At 65.3% G+C, this 20,571-nt stretch carries 17 protein-coding genes; all 17 read left to right on the top strand.

Annotated elements, in window-relative coordinates; translation table 11 throughout:
• Nucleotides 1-199: 199 nt before the first annotated feature.
• The 17 genes from C6570_RS11875 (at nt 200) to C6570_RS11795 (ending at nt 20,557) form a co-directional block, all read left to right on the top strand.
• Nucleotides 200-1,828: a 3-(methylthio)propionyl-CoA ligase gene (locus tag C6570_RS11875; RefSeq protein ID WP_106703399.1), complete on the top strand. Its 1,629-nt coding sequence runs from the start codon at nt 200-202 to the stop codon at nt 1,826-1,828.
• 132 nt (nt 1,829-1,960) lie between these two features.
• Nucleotides 1,961-3,193, top strand: coding sequence for a branched-chain amino acid ABC transporter substrate-binding protein (locus C6570_RS11870; protein ID WP_106703398.1), 1,233 nt, complete (start codon nt 1,961-1,963; stop codon nt 3,191-3,193).
• A gap of 165 nt (nt 3,194-3,358) precedes the next feature.
• On the top strand, nt 3,359-4,393 hold the full coding sequence (locus C6570_RS11865; protein WP_106703397.1) for a branched-chain amino acid ABC transporter permease: 1,035 nt from the start codon (nt 3,359-3,361) through the stop codon (nt 4,391-4,393).
• A 4-nt stretch (nt 4,394-4,397) separates the two neighbouring features.
• Nucleotides 4,398-5,705 (top strand): branched-chain amino acid ABC transporter permease, encoded by a 1,308-nt coding sequence (locus C6570_RS11860; protein WP_106703396.1) that lies wholly within the window; start codon nt 4,398-4,400, stop codon nt 5,703-5,705.
• The gene (locus C6570_RS11855; RefSeq protein ID WP_106703395.1) at nt 5,702-6,496 is read left to right on the top strand and encodes an ABC transporter ATP-binding protein; all 795 of its coding nucleotides are present in this window, start codon (nt 5,702-5,704) and stop codon (nt 6,494-6,496) included. The genes C6570_RS11860 and C6570_RS11855 overlap by 4 nt, the downstream gene beginning before the upstream one ends.
• A gap of 2 nt (nt 6,497-6,498) precedes the next feature.
• Entirely contained in the window at nt 6,499-7,194 is a 696-nt protein-coding gene (locus C6570_RS11850) for an ABC transporter ATP-binding protein (RefSeq protein ID WP_106703394.1), read from the top strand.
• Between the two features lie 303 nt (nt 7,195-7,497).
• Nucleotides 7,498-9,612: a 3-hydroxyacyl-CoA dehydrogenase NAD-binding domain-containing protein gene (locus tag C6570_RS11845; RefSeq protein ID WP_106703393.1), complete on the top strand. Its 2,115-nt coding sequence runs from the start codon at nt 7,498-7,500 to the stop codon at nt 9,610-9,612.
• A 57-nt stretch (nt 9,613-9,669) separates the two neighbouring features.
• Nucleotides 9,670-10,845, top strand: a complete 1,176-nt coding sequence (locus C6570_RS11840) for an acetyl-CoA C-acyltransferase (protein WP_106703392.1) — start codon at nt 9,670-9,672, stop codon at nt 10,843-10,845.
• 185 nt (nt 10,846-11,030) lie between these two features.
• Nucleotides 11,031-11,513 carry a hypothetical protein gene (locus C6570_RS11835; RefSeq protein WP_106703391.1) on the top strand — a complete coding sequence of 161 codons (483 nt, stop codon included), beginning with the start codon at nt 11,031-11,033 and terminating at the stop codon, nt 11,511-11,513.
• A 160-nt stretch (nt 11,514-11,673) separates the two neighbouring features.
• Nucleotides 11,674-13,497 (top strand): acyl-CoA dehydrogenase, encoded by a 1,824-nt coding sequence (locus tag C6570_RS11830; protein ID WP_106703390.1) that lies wholly within the window; start codon nt 11,674-11,676, stop codon nt 13,495-13,497.
• Between the two features lie 40 nt (nt 13,498-13,537).
• Complete coding sequence (locus C6570_RS11825) at nt 13,538-14,329, top strand: SDR family oxidoreductase (protein ID WP_106703389.1); 792 nt, start codon at nt 13,538-13,540, stop codon at nt 14,327-14,329.
• 82 nt (nt 14,330-14,411) lie between these two features.
• Nucleotides 14,412-14,849 (top strand): PaaI family thioesterase, encoded by a 438-nt coding sequence (locus C6570_RS11820; RefSeq protein ID WP_106703388.1) that lies wholly within the window; start codon nt 14,412-14,414, stop codon nt 14,847-14,849.
• 86 nt (nt 14,850-14,935) lie between these two features.
• Nucleotides 14,936-15,952, top strand: coding sequence for an NADP-dependent oxidoreductase (locus C6570_RS11815; RefSeq protein ID WP_106703387.1), 1,017 nt, complete (start codon nt 14,936-14,938; stop codon nt 15,950-15,952).
• 15 nt (nt 15,953-15,967) lie between these two features.
• A complete protein-coding gene (locus C6570_RS11810) occupies nt 15,968-17,614 on the top strand; it encodes an isovaleryl-CoA dehydrogenase (RefSeq protein ID WP_106703386.1) in 1,647 nt (548 codons plus the stop codon).
• Between the two features lie 42 nt (nt 17,615-17,656).
• Nucleotides 17,657-18,562, top strand: a complete 906-nt coding sequence (locus C6570_RS11805; protein WP_106703385.1) for an SDR family oxidoreductase — start codon at nt 17,657-17,659, stop codon at nt 18,560-18,562.
• A gap of 244 nt (nt 18,563-18,806) precedes the next feature.
• Entirely contained in the window at nt 18,807-19,754 is a 948-nt protein-coding gene (locus C6570_RS11800) for a diacylglycerol/lipid kinase family protein (RefSeq protein WP_106703384.1), read from the top strand.
• Nucleotides 19,751-20,557 (top strand): metallophosphoesterase family protein, encoded by an 807-nt coding sequence (locus tag C6570_RS11795; RefSeq protein ID WP_106703383.1) that lies wholly within the window; start codon nt 19,751-19,753, stop codon nt 20,555-20,557. The genes C6570_RS11800 and C6570_RS11795 overlap by 4 nt, the downstream gene beginning before the upstream one ends.
• The last annotated feature ends 14 nt before the right edge of the window (nt 20,558-20,571 follow it).

The following is a 20,571-nucleotide window of genomic DNA, read 5'->3' as shown; positions in this document are numbered from 1 at the left end:
CCCCCGCGCGCCTGCGCGGGCCCGCGAAGCCGCAGGCACGGCGAGGTTGCCCGACCAGCAGGCGCGGCGTGTCACCGAAGCCCCCCGGCCTGCTATTGAACAGAGGCGACTGTGGGGCGGCGGCCCAGCGCGCCCCGTCGATTAGGATGCGCGGGGGTCTTACACGACAGCCTAACCACCCTAAAAAAGAGGAGTACACATGCTTGGCTTGATGCAGAACCATCCCCTGTTGATTTCGTCGCTGATCGACTTTGCCGCGCGCCACCATGGCGACGGCCAGATCGTGTCGCGCCGGGTGGAAGGGGATATTCATCGTTACACCTGGAAGGACGTTCAGCAACGTGCCAAGCAGGTCGCGAACGCCCTGAACGCCGAGGGGCTGAACGCGGGCGACCGCGTCGGCACGCTCGCCTGGAACGGCTATCGCCACCTGGAGCTGTACTACGGGGTGAGCGGCTCGGAGCGGGTTTTGCACACCATCAACCCGCGCCTGCTGCCCGACCAGATCGCCTGGATCGCCAACCATGCAGAAGACCAGATCCTGTGCTTTGACATGACTTTCCTGCCGATCATTCAGGCGATTCATGCGCACTGCAAGACGGTCAAGAAGTGGGTGGCGCTGTGTGACGCCGACAAGCTGCCGCAAGACACCGGTATCCCGAACCTGGTGAGTTACGAAGACTGGATCGGCGCCCAATCGGCCAACTACAGCTGGCCGGTGTTCGACGAGAACACGGCTTCCAGCCTTTGTTACACCAGCGGCACCACGGGCAACCCGAAGGGGGCGCTGTACAGCCACCGATCCACCGTGCTGCATGCGTTTGCGGCTGTGCTGCCCGACGCCATGGGCCTGAGCGCCAGCGATTCCGCCTTGCCCGTGGTCCCCATGTTCCACGTCAACGCGTGGGGCATGCCGTATTCGGCCGCCATGGTGGGGGCCAAGCTGGTCATGCCGGGCCCGGCCATGGACGGCAAATCGATCTACGAGCTGATGGAAAGCGAAAAGGTCACCTTCGCGGCCGGCGTGCCTACGGTGTGGCAGATGCTGCTGAACTATGTCGGGCAGAACAATCTGAAGTTCTCGTCGCTCAAGCGCACGGTGATTGGCGGCTCGGCCTGCCCGCCGGCGATGATCACCGCCTTCCGCGAGAAGTACGGCGTCGACGTGCTGCACGCGTGGGGCATGACGGAGATGAGCCCGCTGGGCACGCTGTGCACGCTCAAGGAAAAGCACAAGTCGCTGAGTGAGGCCGAGCGCAACGCCATCCGGATGAAGCAAGGCCGCGCCATCTATGGCGTGGACCTGAAAATCGTCGGCGCCGACGGTACCGAGCAGCCCTGGGACGGTGCCACCTATGGCGATCTGTACGTGACCGGGCCGTGGATTCTGGCCAGCTACTTCAAGAACGAAGGCGGCGATCCGCTTGAAGACGGCTGGTTCCCCACCGGGGACGTGGCCACCATCGACGCCGACGGCTTCATGCAGATCACCGACCGCAGCAAGGACGTGATCAAGTCGGGCGGCGAATGGATAAGCTCCATTGATGTCGAAAACACGGCCATGGGCCACCCCGCGGTGGCCATGGCGGCCTGCATCGGCATGCCACACCCGAAATGGGACGAGCGCCCGATCGTCGCGGTGGCGCTCAAGCCGGGCGCCGAGGTCTCGCGTGAAGAACTGCTGAAGTTCTTCGAGGGCAAGATGGCCAAGTGGCAGATCCCGGACGACGTGGTCTTTGTCGATTCGATACCTATCGGTGCCACCGGCAAGATGCTCAAGACCAAACTGCGCGAGCAGCTGCGCGACTACAAGCTGCCCACGCTTTGACCCAAGGCAGCGTCTCCCCGAAACTCTGACGCCTAGGCGACTCTTTCGGGGAAATCCCGGCTTTCGTTTTGACTGCAAGCACTTACGCTGCGGGTTGTTCTAGCAATCGTCGCAACCGTAGGAGACAACTCAATGAAGTTCGCAGTGAAGATGCTGGCCGGCGCGGCCATGTTGGCAGCCCTGTCGTCGGTCTACGCCCAAAAGGGCGAGACCGTCAAAATTGCGTTGATCGACCCGCAGACGGGCTTGATGGGCCCGCTGGGCACCAACCAGATGCGCAGCTGGCAGTACTTCGCCGACGAGTTGAGCAAGAACAACCCGGCCGGCGTGAAGTTTGAGATCGTCGCCTTCGACAACAAGCTGAGCCCCGCCGACAGCGCCAACGCGCTGAAGGCGGCGATTGACCAGGGCATCCGCTATGTCGCGCAGGGCAACGGCTCTTCGGTGGCCGCGGCGCTGATCGACGGCATCACCAAGCACAACGAGCGCAATCCCGGCAAGGAGATGATCTACCTGAACTATGCCGCGGTCGATCCAGACTTCACCAACAGCAAGTGCAACTACTGGCACTTCCGTTTTGACGCCGACACGTCGATGAAGATCGAGGCGATGACGACGTTCATGAAAGACCAGAAGGACATCCACAAGGTCTACCTGCTCAACCAGAACTATTCGCACGGCCAGCAGGTGGCCAAGTTCGCCAAGGAAGCGCTCAAGCGCAAGCGCCCGGATGTGCAGATCGTTGGCGAAGACCTTCACCCGCTTGCCCAGGTGCGCGACTTCGCGCCCTACATCGCCAAGATCAAGGCCTCTGGCGCGGACACCGTGATTACCGGCAACTGGGGCTCTGACCTGGCGCTGCTGATCAAGGCGGCCAAGGAAGGCGGCTACGACGGCAAGTTCTTCACTTATTACACCGGTGTGACCGGCACGCCCACGGCGCTGGGCACCACCGGTGAAGGCAAGGTCTTCCAGGTGGCCTATTCGCACTACAACATGGGTGGCGAAATGGGTAAGTGGATGGAAGGCTTCAAGGCGCGCTTCAAGGACGACATGTTCACGGGGGCGATCCCCAGCGCGCTGGTCGGCCTGTCGCAGGCGATGGCCAACGCCAAGTCCACCGACCCGGCCAAGGTGGCCAAGGCCTTCGAGGGCCTGAAATGGAAGAACTACAACGGCGAAGTGGAAATGCGCAAGGCAGACCACCAGTTGCAGCAACCCTTGTACGTGACCGTGTGGCAAAAAGCCGGCGGCAAGTACCCCTACAGCCCGGAGAACACCGGCATGACGCTGGTGCCGGTGGCTGAATACCCGGCCTACGTTTCCAGCACGCCCACCAGCTGCGCCATGAAGCGTCCGTCCTGAAACGGGAATAGGGTAGAAGGGTTGCCGCGCTTCTGATCCGGGGCGCGGACACCACGGGCGCGCAAAGCGGGCGTTGGCCGCAATCAGGCCAGCGCTGAGCTTGGCGCGCTCTGGCGCGCCGGGCGCACACGCGGGCGCCGTCAAGTCAACAAGAGGGTTTTCAGGATGGAGTTTTTCATCATCTCCATGCTCAACGGACTGAGCTACGGCTTATTGCTGTTCATGCTCAGTTCGGGGCTGACATTGATCTTCAGCATGATGGGCGTGCTGAACTTTGCCCACGCCAGCTTCTACATGCTGGGCGCCTACATTGGGTACACGCTATCGGGCAGCATCGGCTTTTGGGCGGCGCTGGTGGTGGCGCCGCTGTTGGTGGGGCTGCTGGGCGCTGGGTTTGAGCGCTTCAGCCTGCGCAAGGTGCACAAGTACGGCCATGTGCCTGAACTGCTGGTGACCTTCGGGCTGTCCTACATCATCCTGGAGCTGGTGCAACTGATCTGGGGGCGCCCCGCGGTGGAATTCAACCCGCCGGCCATCCTGCAAGGCCCCGCGTTCACGCTGATCAACAGTTCAATCGACGGCATGCACTTGGTGTGGGGCGCGGCGCCTGACGGTGCTTGCCGCGCGGCCGATGCCGCGGTGCGCATCGTGTGCTCGCCGTTCCCGGCCACACGCGCCGCGATGATGCTGGTGGCCGTGCTGATGCTGGTCGGCATCTGGCTGATGCTGACGCGCACGCGCATCGGCTATGTCATCCAAGCCGCGCTGACGCACCCCGACATGGTCGAAGCGCTGGGCCACAACGTGCCGCGCGTGTTCATGCTGGTGTTTGGCGCTGGTACGGCGCTGGCCGGGCTTGCCGGTGTGATCGGCGGCAGCACGTTCGTGACCGAGCCCGCGATGGCAGCCACCGTCGGCTCGATCATCTTCGTGGTGGTGGTGGTGGGCGGCATGGGCTCCCTGGCCGGCGCGTTTGTCGCGTCGCTTCTGATCGGCGTGGTGCAGACCTTTGCCGTGGCCATTGACTATTCCTTCCTCACGTTGCTCTCGCAGCTTGGCCTGCCGATCAGCGATGCGCTGCGTGAAAACTCGATCGCGAAGCTGACGCTGTCGCAGGTCGCGCCCATCCTGCCTTACCTGTTCCTGGTGCTGATCCTGATCTTCCGTCCGCGCGGACTGCTGGGCGCAAGGGAGACATGAGCTTATGAATACCGCTGCAACTTCTACCGTCGCGCCGCCGCGCATGCCGCTGGGCCGGGTGTTGATCTGGGGCGCCTTCGCGCTGGTGCTGATCGTCGCGCCGCTGGTCTTCACCAGCAACCTGGGCGTGACCATGCTGGCGCAGATGGGCATCGCCATCATTGCCTGCCTGTCCTACAACATCCTCTTGGGCCAGGGCGGCATGCTGAGCTTCGGCCATGCCGTCTATTCCGGCCTGGGTGCCTACGTGGCCATCCACACCTTGAACGCGGTGTCGGCCGGGCGCTTTTATCTGCCGGTCAGCCTGATTCCGCTGGTAGGTGGCCTGGCTGGCGTGTTCTTCGCCGCGTTGTTCGGCTACGTGACGACCAAGAAGTCTGGCACCACGTTCGCGATGATCACGCTGGGCATTGCCGAGCTGGTGTTCGCCATGTCCTTGATGATCCCCGAGTTCTTTGGCGGCGAGGCGGGCGTGTCGGGCAACCGCGTGGTGGGCGAGCCGGTGCTGGGCATCACCTTTGGGCCGGCGCGTCAGCTTTACTACCTGATCGCGATCTACACCTTCGTCAGCGTGGCCTTGATGTTCGCCTTTACGCAGACGCCGCTGGGCCGCATGCTCAACGCCGTGCGCGACAACCCGGAGCGGGTCGAATTTATTGGCTACAGCAGCCAGCGCGTTCGCTACTATGGCTTCATCGTGGCGGGCTTTTTTGCCGGCATTGCGGGCGGTCTGGGCGCTTTGCAGTTCGAGTTGGTCACGGCCGAAGTTGTGGGCCCTGTGCGCTCGGGCAGCTACCTGCTGTTCACCTTCCTGGGTGGCGCCACGGTGTTTTTCGGCCCCATCATCGGCGGCATTCTGATGGTGCTGGCCACCGTGTTGCTGTCTGAGCTGACCAAGGCATGGCTGCTGTACCTGGGCCTGATCTTCGTTTTCATGGTGATGTATGCGCCCGGCGGCATTGCCAGCCTCATCATGATGAACGTTCGCGTGGCCCAGTTCGGCCGGCTCGGGCGTGTGGCGCCCAGCCTGGCCGTGATGCTGGTCAGCGGCATCGTCATGCTGGCCGGCGCAGGCGCCATGATCGAGATGATCTATCACCTGCAGCTCAACAGCGCCATGGGCGACGAGGTGCCGTTCGCTGGCGTGACCTTGCATGCTCGCAGCGCCATGTCGTGGGGCGTTTCGGCCGTGCTGCTCGCCGTGGGCGCCTTCGTGCTCGACCGCGCCCGGCGCCGCTACGCTGAGCAATGGGGTGAGGTGCAGTCTGAAATCGAGAATGCCGCACGCAAGTCAGAAGGGAGCGCGCCATGAATGCGGCCGCCACACATTCCGGCGCCTTTGCCGTCGAACTGAAGGACCTGCGCAAGAGCTTTGGCAAGACGCAGATCATCCGCGGCGCCAACCTGGCGGTGCGGCCTGGCGAGCGCGTGGCCATCATCGGCCCCAACGGCGCGGGCAAATCGACGCTGTTCAACCTCATCAGCGGCCGGCTGACGCCCACCAGCGGCGAGGTGCTGCTGAACGGCCAGCGCATCGACGGCAAGAAGCCCTACGAGATCAACCGCCTGGGCCTCTCGCGCAGCTTTCAGATCACCAACATATTCCCCAAGCTGAGCGTGTTTGAAAACCTGCGCTGCGCCGTGCTGTGGCAGCTGGGCTATCGCTACACCTTCATGCGCTTTCTATCGCGCATGCACGACGCCAATGCCCGCACCGAAGAGCTGCTGCGCATGATCCAGCTGGAGAGCAAACGCGATGTGCTGGCCATCAACCTGCCTTACGCCGAGCAGCGCGCGCTGGAGATCGGCGTGACCATTGGCGGCGGCGCCGACGTGATCCTGCTGGACGAACCGACGGCCGGCATGAGCAAGAGCGAGACCAAGCACTTCATCGACCTGATTCGCCATGTCACGCAAGGCAAGACGCTGCTGACGGTGGAACACGACATGGGCGTGGTCTTCGGCCTGGCCGACAAGATTGCCGTGGTGGTGTATGGCGAGGTGATCGCCTTCGACACGCCCGAGGCCGTGCGCGCCAACGCGCGCGTGCAAGAGGCGTACCTTGGTTCGTCGGTGGCCGACGCGCAGGCACAGGGGCATTGAATATGTTGAAAGTCCATGATCTGCATGCCTACTACGGCAAGAGCCATGTGCTGCACGGCGTTGATTTCGAGGTGCATCCCGGCGAGATCGTTGCGCTGCTGGGGCGCAATGGCTCGGGCCGATCCACCACCGCCAAGGCCATCATGGGCCTGGTACACGCGGAAGGCCAAATCGACTGGAATGGGAAAAGCCTGCTCAAGCGCAAGTCGTACGAGATCGCCCACATGGGGCTGGGCTACGTGCCCGAATCGCGCGACATCTTTCCGCGCCTGACGGTGCACCAGAACCTGATGTTGGGCGAGAAGAGCGGCAAGAAAGCCAGTCGCTGGAGCTACGACGACATGTACGCCATGTTCCCGCGCCTGCAAGAGCGCCAGAACACCGAGGCGGGCGTGATGTCCGGCGGCGAACAGCAGATGCTCACCCTGTGCCGCACGCTGATGGGCGACCCGGACCTGATCATCATCGACGAGCCCACCGAAGGCCTGGCACCCAAGATCGTCGAGCTGGTGGGCGAATACCTCAAGCGGCTGAAGGATCGCGGGGTGTCCGTCCTGCTGATCGAGCAGAAGCTGACCATCGCCATGCAAATCTCCGACCGCGCGCTGGTGATGGGCCACGGCAGCATCGTCTTCGATGGCACGCCCGACCAGCTGCGCGCCGACGCTGGCGTACGCAAGGAATGGCTGGAAGTCTGAGCGCTGGCCAGCTGGCTGCGTGGCGCTTGATTGCGGCGCTGCGCTGGCTGGCCCCATGCGGCAGCTTCATACCATTCTTTTGCAATTAAATTGATAGCTGCCAGCGCTGGTGCCGCCTGCGCTAGAGGGTGATTTGACTTGCATATCAGCGGGCGATGGCGCCAGGTGCCGCGCAAGGTTTGTCCCTGTGGAGACAATGCGCGTTGCGGCACCCCCGCCCATCTCCCACAATTGCAGATTGTTCTCGTGCCCCGCTAGCGCGGCGCACTTCGCTTGTTGCACCAACCAGAGGAATACGCATCCATGACCGCTGAGTACAAAGTCCAAGGAGACGTGGCCGTCATCACCCTGAACAACCCGCCGGTCAACGGCCTGGGTTACGACACCCGGTTGGGTATCACCAACGCGCTGGAAAAAGCCAACGGCGATCCGGCCGTCAAGGCCATCGTGCTGACCGGGGCGGGCAAGGCGTTTTCGGGTGGCGCGGACATTCGCGAATTCAACGACGCCAGCCGCGCCATGCGCGAGCCGAACCTCAACTCCGTCATCGCCGCGCTGGAGAATTCCCGCAAGCCGGTGGTGGCCGCCATCCATTCCGTCTGCATGGGCGGCGGGCTGGAACTGGCGCTGGGCGCGCACTACCGCATCGCCGCACCGGGCACGAAGGTGGCGCTGCCTGAAGTCAAGCTGGGGCTGATCCCTGGCGCGGGTGGCACCCAGCGCCTGCCGCGTGTGCTGGGCGTGGAAACCGCGCTGAACATCATCGTCAGCGGCGAAGCCATCAACAGCGAGATGCTGGCCGGATTGCCGGGCCAGAAACTGTTCGACCAGCTGGCCGCCACGCCCGAAGCGCTGCTGGACGAAGCCGTATCGCTGGCGCAGAAGGTGGCCGCCCAGCACGCCGACGGCGCGCCGCTGCCGTTGGTGCGCAACCTGCCGTGCAGCCACCCCAACGCCGAGGCGTACTTCCAGTTCGCGCGCAACATGGTCAAGGGTATGGCCAAGAACTTCCCGGCGCCCGCCAAGTGCGTGGACGCGGTCGAATACGCCACCAAGCTGCGCTTTGACGACGGGATGGCCAAAGAGCGCGAAATCTTCGTCAACCTGATGCAGACGCCCGAGTGCAAGGCCCTGCGCCACATCTTCATGGCCGAGCGTGCAGCCTCGAAGATTCCGGACGTGGGCAGCGACGTGAAGCCACGCGACGTGAAGACAGTGGGCGTGATCGGCGCGGGTACCATGGGTGGCGGCATCGCCATGAACTTCCTGAACGCGGGCGTTCCGGTCACCATCCTGGAAACCAAGCAGGAAGCGCTGGACCGCGGCGTGGCCACGATCCGCAAGAACTACGAGGCGCAGGTCAAGAAGGGCAAGCTCAAGCAGGACAAGTACGAGCAGCGCATGGCACTGCTCAAGACCACGCTGAGCTACGACGACCTGAAAGACGCCGACCTGATCATCGAAGCGGTGTTTGAAGAACTCGGCGTCAAGGAAGCCGTGTTCACGCAACTGGACAAGGTGGCCAAGCCCGGCGCCATCCTGGCGTCCAACACCTCCACGCTGGACGTGGACAAGATCGCCGCCTTTACCCAGCGCCCGCAAGACGTGGTCGGCATGCACTTCTTCAGCCCGGCCAACGTCATGAAGCTGCTGGAAGTGGTGCGCGGCAAGGCCACCGCCAAGGACGTGCTGGCCACCGTGATGGGCGTGGCCAAGAAGATCAAGAAAACCGCCGTGGTCTCGGGCGTGTGCGACGGCTTCATCGGCAACCGCATGATCGAGCAGTACAGCCGTCAGGCCGGCTTTTTGCTGGACGAAGGCGCCACGCCGCAGCAGGTCGACAAGGCCATCGAGAAGTTCGGCTTTGCCATGGGCCCGTTCCGCATGGGCGACCTGGCCGGCAACGACATCGGCTGGGCCATCCGCAAGCGCCGCGCCGTGGAAAAGCCAGGCATGAAATACAGCGCCACGGCCGACAAACTGTGCGAGTTGGGCCGCTTTGGCCAGAAGACCGGAGCAGGGTGGTACGACTACCAGCCCGGCAAGCGCGACGCCATCCCGAGCGAGGTGGTCACCAAGCTGATCGAAGACCACCGCAAGGCCCTGGGCATCACCCCGCGCAAGATCAGCGACAAGGAAATCGTTGAGCGCCTGGTGTTCTCGCTGGTCAACGAAGGCGCGCACATTCTGGAAGACGGCATTGCCAGCAAGGCGGGCGACATCGACATGGTGTACCTGACGGGCTACGGCTTCCCCATCTGGCGCGGCGGCCCGATGCAGTACGCGGACCAGGTCGGCCTGTTCAGCGTGGCCGAGGCGATGAAGCGATTTGCGCAGAACCCGAACGACGACGCGGCCTTCTGGGAGCCGGCACCGCTGATCAAAAAGCTGGTCGCCCAAGGCAAGACTTTTAACTAAATACGCCTCCAGCGCCCATCCAATAAGCGTGAGCAGCTACCAATTCAGGAGTATTCAATGACATCGGCCGTTATCGTTTCCACCGCCCGCACCCCGTTGACCAAAAGCTGGAAGGGTGCCTTCAACATGACCCACGGCGCCACGCTGGGTGGCCACGCCGTGCAGCACGCCATCGCCCGCGCAGGCATTGATGCCGGCGAGGTCGAAGACGTCATCATGGGCTGCGCCAACCCCGAAGGGGCCACCGGCGCCAACATCGCGCGGCAGATCGCGCTGATGGCAGGCTGCCCGATCACCGTCTCGGGCATGACCGTCAACCGCTTTTGCTCGTCCGGGCTGCAGACCATCGCCCTGGCGGCGCAACGCATCATCGCTGGCGAAGGCACGACCTACGTCGCGGGCGGCGTCGAGAGCATTTCCTGCGTGCAGCAAGAGATGAACCTGCACATGATGAAAGACCCGGCCCTCGAGGCCAAGGTGCCCGCCATCTACTGGAGCATGCTGCAAACGGCCGAACAGGTGGCCAAGCGCTACCACATCGGCCGCGACGCCATGGACGAGTACGGCGCGGCCAGCCAGCAGAAGGCCGCGGCGGCGCGCGCGGCAGGCCTGTTCGACGCCGAGATTGCCCCGATCACCGTCACCATGGGCGTGGCCGATCCGGTGATGGGCTTGCGCACCAAGGAAGTGACGGCCACGCAGGATGAGGGCATCCGCGAAGGCACGACGAAAGAAGGCATCAGCGGCATTCGCCCGGCATTGCCCGGCGGGCTGATCACCGCGGGCAACGCCAGCCAGTTCTCGGACGGCGCGGGCGCCTGCGTGGTCATGCACGAGGACGAAGCCGCGCGCAAGGGCCTCAAGCCCCTGGGCCGCTTCCTGGGTTTTGCGGTGGCCGGTTGCGAGCCCGATGAGATGGGCATCGGCCCTGTGTTTGCCGTGCCCAAGGTGTTGAACCGCCTGGGCCTGAAGGTCAGCGACATCGACTTGTGGGAGCTGAACGAAGCCTTCGCCGTGCAGGTGCTGTATTGCCGCGACAAGCTGGGCATTCCTGCCGACAAGCTCAACGTGAACGGCGGCGCCATCGCCGTGGGCCACCCCTACGGCGTGAGCGGCCAGCGCCTGACCGGTCACGCGCTGATCGAAGGCAAGCGCCGCGGCGCCAAGCGCGTGGCGGTGACCATGTGCATCGGCGGCGGCATGGGTGCTGCCGGCATTTTCGAAGTGCTGTAAGCGCAAGCGTATCGCCCGCGTGCCCACGGCATGCGCGCCCCGCCAAGGCCTTGCGCCCTGGCGGGGCGCGTTGTTTCTGGGAGCTTCCCGCAGTTGCGCTGGCAGCCCCAGAGGCCCAGGGGACCCAATAGAACGGTGCGATGATCCGCGTCGACCATTGATCAGAACCAAGAGAGGGAGAGCCCATGATTTCGCACAAGAAAAAACTATCGCTGCGCGCCGCCTGCGCCGCGATGTGCCTGGCTGCCGCCGGCGCAGCCCACGCCCAGACGTACAAGCTCAACCTGCCCATGGACGATGACCCGGACACCGTGCTGCAAACGATTGCGGTGCTGGCGAAGGAAACGCGCATCACGCTGCTGTTGAAGAACACCAGCGACGACGATGTGGGCGTGTGCGTGCATCCAGCAGGCGCGGCCGACGCGTTCACGCTGCGGGCGCTGGACACGGGTGATGTGCTGCAGCAGACGGCGTTCAGCGGCGTTTCCGATTGCAGCGTGAGGCGCGACACCGTTCGGCCAGGCAAGCAAAAAACACTGCGCCTGACCTTTCCCCGGCTGCCCAAAGGCGCCACCCGCCTGCAACTGGGCGAAAACGACTGCCAGCCCAACGCCGACTCGGACGTTCAGAACTGGTGCTTTCGAGACATTGAGTTGACCGCGCCCTGATCTGCGCCCGATCGGCGCCAAGACCGCTTCGCCCGCCCGCGCGGCGGGATGAGGCCTTTTTTGGGGCGCCAGACAGGGCGCCGGATGTCATCTTCGCGGCAGTGGCGCGCGCGGCTTGCCGCTAAAGTGTGCTTCGCCAAGCGACATCCGATGAAGACCCATGCGCCCCTTTCTTGATTTCCTGCTTAACGACTGGCTGAACGCCGAAAGCCTGACCCAGCGCCCCCGGTTTGCCGAGCATTCACGGGAAACCTTTGACGCGGTGCTGGACACCTGCGAGCGAATCGCTCGTGAGAAATACGCGCCGTTCAATCGCCTGGTCGACACCGAAGAGCCGCGCACCGAAGCGAACGCCGATGGCAGCCTGCGTGTGGTGTTGCCGCAAGCCACCTACCGCGCGCGCGAGGCGTACGCCGAATCCGGCATGCTGGCCGCCGCGCAAGACTACGAACACGGTGGCATGCAGCTGCCTTACCTGGTCGAAGCTACCGCCAATGCCTTCTTTGGCAAGGCATCCATCAGCATCGGCGCCAACCTTCTCACCGTGGGCAACGCCAACCTGCTGATGGCGCACGGCACCGATCTGCAAAAGCAGGTCTTCGCCGCCAACGAATTCAACGGCCGCTGGGCCGGCACCATGTGCCTGAGCGAGCCGCAGGCCGGGTCTTCGCTATCGGACATCGCCACACGCGCCGTGCTGGAATCCGCTGACGACCCGCTGGGCCCGCGTTACCGCCTTAAGGGCAACAAGATGTGGATCTCGTCCGGCGAGCACGAGATGACCGAGAACATCGTTCATTTGGTGCTGGCCAAGATTCCCGGTGCCGACGGCAAGCTGGTGCCCGGCGTGAAGGGCATTTCGCTCTTCATCGTGCCCAAGAAGCTGGTCGACACGCAAGGGCAGCTGACCGGCGTGCGCAACGACGTGGCATTGGCCGGGCTGAACCACAAGGTGGGCTGGCGCGGCACCACCAACACGCTGCTGAATTTTGGCGAAGGCCAGTTCCCGGTGGGGGGGCAAGCGGGCGCCGTGGGCTACCTCGTTGGCCAGCCGGGCGAGGGCCTGAAGTGCATGTTCCACATGATGAACGAGGCGCGCATCGGCATCGGCATGGCGGCCACCATGCTGGGCATGGCGGGCTACGAAGCTTCGCTGGACTACGCCAAGACCCGCACCCAGGGCCGCCCGGTCGGCCCCGCCGGCAAAGACCCCGCTGCGCCGCCCGTGCCGCTGATCGAACACGCCGACATCCGCCGCATGCTGCTGGCGCAGAAAAGCTACTGTGAAGGTTCTTTGGCGCTGCTGCTGTACTGCGCGCGGCTGGTCGATGAGCAGCACACCGCGGATGCGGCCGCTGCCGACGAAGCGCGCCTGCTACTGGAAGTGCTGACGCCCATCGCCAAAAGCTGGCCCAGCGAGAACTGCCTGGAGGCCAACAGCCTGGCGATTCAGATCCACGGCGGCTACGGCTACACGCGCGACTTTCCGGTGGAGCAGTACTGGCGCGACAACCGCCTGAACATGATCCACGAAGGCACGCACGGCATCCAGGCGATGGACCTGCTGGGCCGCAAGGTGCTCATGGAAGGCGGGCGCGGCCTGAAGCTGCTGGCCGGGCGCATCAACGCCACCATCGAGCAGGCGCTGCAGCGGCCCGAACTGGCCGCGCACGCCAACGCGCTGGCGCAGGTGCTGGAGCGCGTGGGCGGCGTCACCAAGGCCGCCTGGGCCACGGGTGAACCCGCGCAGGCCCTGGCCAACGCCGTGCCGTACATGCAGGCCTTTGGCCACATGGTGCTGGCGTGGACCTGGCTGGATCTGTCGCTGAAAGCCGTTGCTATTGAAAACGCAGCGCTTGCCGCAGGTGTGGCGGGCGCCACCACCTATTTCTTTCACTATGAGTTGCCCAAGGCAGAGCCCTGGCTGCGCGTGGTGGAGCAGCGCGACATGACCTGCGCCGAACTGCCGGTGGACGCGTTTTGAGCAACCGCGTCCCCTGAACCCAGATTGACCGAGGAGACCTATGACACGCAGCATCCAACAACTGTTTGACCTCAAGGGCAAGAACGCCCTGATCACCGGCGGTTCGCGCGGGCTGGGCTTGCAAATGGCCCACGCGCTGGGCGAGGCGGGCGCGCGCGTCATGCTGAGCGCACGCAAGGAAGACGAGCTGGAAAGCGCGATGGCCGAGCTGCAGGCGGCCGGCATCGACGCCCGATGGATCGCCGCCGACGCGGCCAAGGAAGCCGACATCCACCGCCTGGCCGACGAAACCCTCGAACGCATGGGCGACGTGGACATTTTGGTCAACAACGCAGGCGCTGCCTGGGGCGCGCCGGCCGAAGACCACCCCCTTGAAGCGTGGGACAAGGTGATGAACCTGAACGTGCGGGGCTATTTCCTGCTGAGCCAGCGCCTGGCCAAGAAAAGCATGATCCCGCGCCGGCAGGGCCGCATCATCAACATCGCCAGCATCGCCGGGCTGGGCGGCAACCCGCGCGGCATGGAAACGATTGCCTACAACACATCCAAGGGCGCTGTGATCAACTTCACTCGTGCATTGGCGTGCGAATGGGGCGAGCACGGCATCACCGTCAACGCCATCTGCCCGGGCTTCTTCCCGAGCAAGATGACGCGCGGCACGCTGGAACAGCTGGGCGAAGAGAAGATGGCCTCGCAAGCGCCGCTGCTGCGCCTGGGCGACGACGAAGATTTGAAAGGCACCACGCTGCTGTTTGCCAGCGATGCGGGCAAGCACATCACCGGCCAATGGCTGGCGGTGGACGGCGGCGTCAGCGTGATCACGGGCGGTTGATGGCCGCGGTGCCGCCAATGCGCCCAGGGGTTGCGCGCCGCACGGCGGTCGCAGCGCGCCGCGCTGTCACCGGGGGACGGGCATGAGCCTTGATTTCGGGGTGGTCATCCCTTTTGTCGACCACCTGGGCATGACGCTGGAGCGTTTCGACGGGGGCGAAGCCACGTTGCACCTGCTGCCGCGGCCTGAGCACCGCAATTCGCACGGCGTGGTGCACGGCGGCGTGGTGATGACGCTGCTGGACGTGGCCCTGGCCACGGCCGCGCGCAGCGTGGACCCGAGCATGGGCGTGGTCACGATCGAGATGAAGACCAGCTTCGTGCGCCCCGCACCGGCCGACGAGGCGCATGCGCTGGTCGCCCACGGCAAGCTGCTGCACCGCACGCGGTCGATGGCGTTTGTCGAAGGTTCGGTGCTGGACGCGCAAGGCCAACTGTGCGCGCACGCCACCGGCACCTTCAAGTACGTGCCGAGCAGGGCAGCGCAACAAGGCGGGGCAGGGCGGATATCCACCGACTGACCATGCCCGTATTTCAAGCGGAAAAGCGCTCTAGCGCCCGCTACAACTGCGCAAGCAGCTATTTAATTCAGAGCAAAGGAGCAACCATGGCCACCAACCGACAAATCGTTCTGGACAACCGCCCCGATGGCGAGGCGACCACGTCCAACTTCAAACTCGTCACCTCTGAAACGCCGGCGCTGGCCGACGGGCAGGTGCTGGTGCGCCACCACTACCTTAGCCTGGACCCGTACATGCGCGGGCGCATGAACGAAAGCAAGAGCTATGCGGCCAGCCAGGCGCTGGGCGAAGTGATGATTGGCGGCACCGTGGGCGAAGTGGTCGAGTCGCGCAGCCCCAAGTTCAAGCCGGGCGACCAGGTCGTCGGCATGGGCGGCTGGCAGGAATACAGCGTGGTGGACGCCGATGCGCCCGGCATGCTGCGCAAGGTGGACACCACGCACGTGCCGCTGTCGTACTACCTGGGCGCCGTTGGCATGCCCGGCGTGACGGCGTGGTACGGCTTGGTCAAGATCATCAACCCCAAGCCGGGCAGCACGGTGGTGGTGAGTGCCGCGAGTGGCGCGGTGGGCAGCACCTACGCCGCGCTGGCCAAGGCGCGCGGTTGCCGCGTGGTGGGCATCGCTGGCGGGCCTGAGAAATGCCGCTACGCGGTCGAAGAGCTGCACTTCGATGCCTGCATCGACTACCGCGTGCACGGCGACGTGAAAAGCATGTCCAAGGCGCTCAAGGAAGCCTGCCCGGACGGCATCGACGGCTATTTCGAGAACGTGGGCGGATACATCCTCGACGCCGTGCTGCTGCGCACCAACGCCTTCGCGCGCATTGCTGTGTGCGGAATGATCGCGGGCTACGACGGCGCGCCCCTGCCGCTGCAGAACCCCACGTTGATCCTGATCAACCGCCTGACTATTGAAGGCTTTATCGTCTCCGAGCACGTGGAAGTCTGGCCCGAGGCGCTGAAAGAGCTGGGCACGCTGGTGGCGCAGGGCAAGCTCAAGCCGCGCGAGTCGGTGGCGCAGGGGCTGCAGGCCGCGCCCGAGGCATTTCTGGGCTTGCTCAAGGGCAAGAATTTCGGCAAGCAGTTGGTCAAACTGATCTGACATCAGGAGATGGCAATGGGTGCAACGCACGAGGTTTTCAACCAGCCGCTGCCACTGGCGGACATCAATCTGTTCAACACCAACCGGCCCCTGCAAGACGCGGTGCGCTTCAACGCGCGGGGTGCCGATCTGGCACGCCTGAAGGCGGTGGGCGCGTTGGCTGGCAGCGCCACCATGCAAAACGAGGCGCGCCTGGCCAACGCGCACCTGCCGCAGCTGCGCACCCATGACCGCTACGGCCACCGCATCGATGAGGTGGAGTTTCACCCCGGCTACCACGCGCTGATGCGTGGAGCCACCGAAGCCGGGCTGCACGGCACGCCGTACGCCGCCGCCGAGCAGGGCAGCGGCCATGCGCACGTGCAGCGCGCGGCGGCCTTCATGATGTTCACCGAACTCGAGCCGGCCATCCTGTGCCCCATCTCGATGACCTACGCCGTGGCGCCCGCGCTGCGCGACAACCCGGCCATCCACCGCGACTGGGCGCCCAAGCTGGAGGCGCGCGCGTACGACCCGGTGCTGAAAGTCTGGCGCGACAAGCCCGGCGTGACCATGGGCATGGGCATGACCGAGAAGCAAGGCGGCTCGGACGTGCGCGCCAACACCACCCAGGCGGCACACGACGGGCGCGACGACTGGGGCGAGCGCTACCGCCTCACCGGCCACAAGTGGTTCTTCTCGGCACCCATGTGCGATGCGTTTCTGGTGCTGGCGCAGGCGCCGGGCGGGCTGTCGTGCTTCTTCCTGCCGCGCATCCTGCCGGACGGCACGCGCAATGGCCTGCGCATCCAGCGGCTGAAAGACAAGCTGGGCAACAAGGCCAATGCCAGCTCTGAAGTCGAGTTCGACGGTGCGACCGCCTGGCTGGTGGGCGAGGAAGGGCGCGGCGTGCCGCAGATCCTGGCCATGGGCACCATGACGCGGCTCGACTGCTCGCTGGGCACCAGCGGCCTGATGCGCCAGGCGCTCAGCCAGGCGATTCACCACACCGACCAGCGCATGGCCTTCGGCAAGCTGCTGGCCGATCAGCCGCTGATGCAGAACGTGCTGGCCGATCTTGCTATTGAAAGCGAAGCGGCTTGCGCACTAGCGATGCGCGTTGCAAGGTCTTTTGACCAACAAGACGATGCGCGCGAACAGCTGCTTTCGCGCGTGCTCACGCCCATCTCCAAGTTCTGGATCTGCAAGCGCGGCAGCCTGTTTGCGCAGGAAGCCATGGAATGCCTGGGCGGCAACGGCTATGTGGAAGAAGGCGGCGCGGGCATCCAGGCGCGCATCTACCGCGAAATGCCGGTCAACAGCATCTGGGAGGGCGCGGGCAACATCATGGCGCTGGACGTGCTGCGCGCCATGCGCAAGGGCGACGTGACCGACGCGTTGATGCAGGAGCTGGCGCCCGCGCGCGGCCAGCATCCCGCGCTGGACCGCATGATCGACGCCGTGCCCACGCTGCTGGACGTACAGGCCACCGAAACCACGGCCCGATCGCTGGCGCGCGATGTGGCGCTGACGGTGCAGGGTGCGTTGCTGGCCCAAACCGCGCCAGCGGCGGTGGTGGGCGCGTTCTGCGATTCGCGCCTGACCACCCGCCACGACGTGTTTGGCACGCTGGGCGCCGGCGCCGACACCCACGCCATCCTGCAGCGCGCCCGCCCGGCCTGACGCCGGCGCGCTGGGCACCGAAACGAATCAAGGAGACACGCGATGAAAGAATTCAAGGGCAAGACCGCCGTGCTGACGGGCGCCGGCTCAGGCTTTGGGCTGGAGTGCGCGCGCATCGCCGCGCGCCGGGGCATGAACGTGGTGCTGGTCGATATCCAGCCCGACGCGCTGGCCGCCGCCGAGGCCGAGATCCAGGCGCTGGGCGCCAAGACGCTGTCGCGCCGCGTGGACGTCAGCCAGCCGGCCGTGATGGACCTGCTGGCCAAGCACGTGCATGAAGAGTTTGGCGCGCCGCACTTCGTCTTCAACAACGCCGGCGTGGGCGCGGGCGGCCTGATCTGGGAAAACACCGTCAAAGACTGGGAATGGGTGCTGGGCGTCAACCTGTGGGGCGTCATCAACGGCGTTCGCGCCTTCACCCCGATGATGCTGGCCGAGGCGCGCCGCAACCCCGCCTACCAAGGGCACATCGTCAACACCGCCAGCATGGCAGGGCTGCTGACGCCGCCCAACATGGGCATCTACAACGTCAGCAAGCACGCCGTGGTGGCGCTGAGCGAGACGCTCTACCAGGATCTGAAGCTGGTCACCCACCAGATCAGCGCCAGCGTGCTGTGCCCGTACTTCGTGGCCACCGGCATCACGCGCAGCGAGCGCAACCGGCCCGACGACATGCCTGCCGAGCAGCTCACCGCGTCACAGCAGATCAGCTACGCGCAGACGAGCAAGGCCGTCAGCAGCGGCAAGGTCACCGCACCCGAGGTGGCGCAGAAGGTCTTCGACGCCATTGAGGCGGACCAGTTCTACATCTTCAGCCACCCCAAGGCGCTGGGCAACGTGCAATCGCGCATGGACGCCATCTTGGCCATCCACAATCCGCCCGACCCGTTTGCCGAGCGGCCAGAGATCGGCGAGGGCCTGCGCGCCGCTTTGCGTGCCAGCAGCTGAAGCAGCGGGTAGCTGGCTTGGGTGGGAGGGCGAGCGCGTTGTGGGAGCGCGCCTTCTTTCGGCAACGCCTCGGATGGATGCCCCTAAGCCCGCCGCGCCATTCTGCGCGATTGCTCTGATATTGATAGCTGCCGGCGCTGGTGGGGCGGGCGCTAGAGGCCCATATGGCATTGATTAGGCCATTGCAGTCAATTGACGGCATCCACCGACAAGGCCGGCGCGGGCAAGCCGCTAAAGTGGCTGGATGGCTTCATCCTTGCCACCCCTGTTCATCGTCTTCAACGCCGCTTCCGGCTCTGCCGACAGCGACCGCGCCATGGCGCGCGTGCATGAGCTTCTGAACGCCGCGGGCCAGCCGCACGAAATACGCGCCGTGCGCGGCAACGACGACCTGACCCGCACCGCCGTGCGCGCCGTGCACGCCGCCCGCGAAGCGCACGGCTGCGTGGTCGCCGCCGGCGGCGACGGCACGCTGAACGCCGTGGCGCAAGTGGTCTGGAACGCCGATCAGCTGATGGGCGTGTTGCCCCAGGGCACGTTCAACTACTTCGGCCGCACGCACGGCATGCCTGCCGATCTGGACGACAGCGTGGCCGCCTTGTTGACGGCGCGCGAACAACCCATCACCGTGGGGTTGTTGGGCGAGCGTGTGTTCCTGGTCAACGCCAGCGTAGGCCTTTACCCGCGCCTGCTGGAGGAGCGCGAGGCGGCGAAGCGGCGCTTTGGCCGGCACCGCGTCGTGGCCCTGCTGTCGGGACTTGGCACATTGCTGCGCGGCCGCAGCGTGCTGACGCTGGAGCTGAGCTTTGAAGGCCAGACCCGCGTGATTCGCACCCGTACGCTGTTCGTGGGCAACAACCCGCTGCAACTGGCCGCGTTGGGGCTGCGCCATGCCACGGATGTGGAACAAGGGCGCCTGGCCGCCATCACGCTGCAGCCCCTGTCGGGCCCGCGCACGCTGTGGCTGTTGCTGCGCGGGGCACTGGGCCGGCTGGACGGCGCGGAAGGCGTGGACAGTTTTGCCTTTGACGAACTGGTCGTGCGGCCGCGCAAGGGCGCGCGCCGCGCCAAGGTGGCGATGGACGGCGAGGTGCTGCGCATGCCGCCCCCGCTGGTGTTTCGCACTGCGCCGCGGCCGCTGCGCTTGCTGGTGCCATCCGCGGCGCCGGGGCAGGGGGACGCCCCCGCATGATCCTGCACCTGACGGACCCGCATTTCGGCACCGAGCGGCCCGAAGTGGTTCAGGGCCTGCTGGCCTTGGCTGAGCATCGGCGCCCACGGCTGATCGTGGTGTCTGGCGACATCACGCAGCGTGCCCGAAGCGGTCAGTTCGCGGCCGCGCACCGGTTTTTGAACCAGCTGTGTGCGGCGTCTGGCGTTGATCCGCGCGCGGGCATGCTGGTAATTCCCGGCAACCACGATTTGCCGCTTTTCAACCTGCCCATCCGCCTGGCCGACCCGTACGGCCCGTACGCGCGGTGGTTTGGCAGCCAGCTTGAGCCAACCGTGGCGGGTGACGGGGTCTGCCTGCTGGGGGTGAACGCCACGCGGCCGTGGCGGCACAAGCACGGCGAGCTTTCCAGCGCGCAGATCGCCCGCGTGGCGGACAGGCTTGGCCGATGTGACGCCAACGCCTTGAAAGTTATCGTCACCCACCAGCCACTGTTCGCCGTCGAGGCCGACGACCTGAATGACCTGGTGCGCGGGCACTGCGTGGCGCGCCGGCGCTGGGCCGAGGCGGGGGCGGATCTGCTTCTGGCGGGCCACACGCACCAGTCGTTCGTTGCTCCTTTGCCAGCGCCACTGAATGGCACCTGGGTGGTGCAGACCGGCACAGCCGTGTCGCGCCGCACGCGCGACCGGGTGCCCAACAGCGTGCACCTGATCCGCCACCGCGACATGCCCGCCGGGCAGCGGGCGTGTGTTGAGCGCTGGGATTGGGACGGCGCCACGGCGTTTCAACCCACGGCCGAGACGGTGATTCCGGCGCGTTGAAACGCGCACTCTGG

Origin of the sequence: Ottowia oryzae, from assembly GCF_003008535.1 — a bacterium.
GTDB classification, from domain to species: Bacteria; Pseudomonadota; Gammaproteobacteria; order Burkholderiales; family Burkholderiaceae_C; genus Ottowia; species Ottowia oryzae.
Note: the sequence above shows the minus strand (reverse complement) of the source record. Positions and strands in the feature narration are given on the sequence as shown.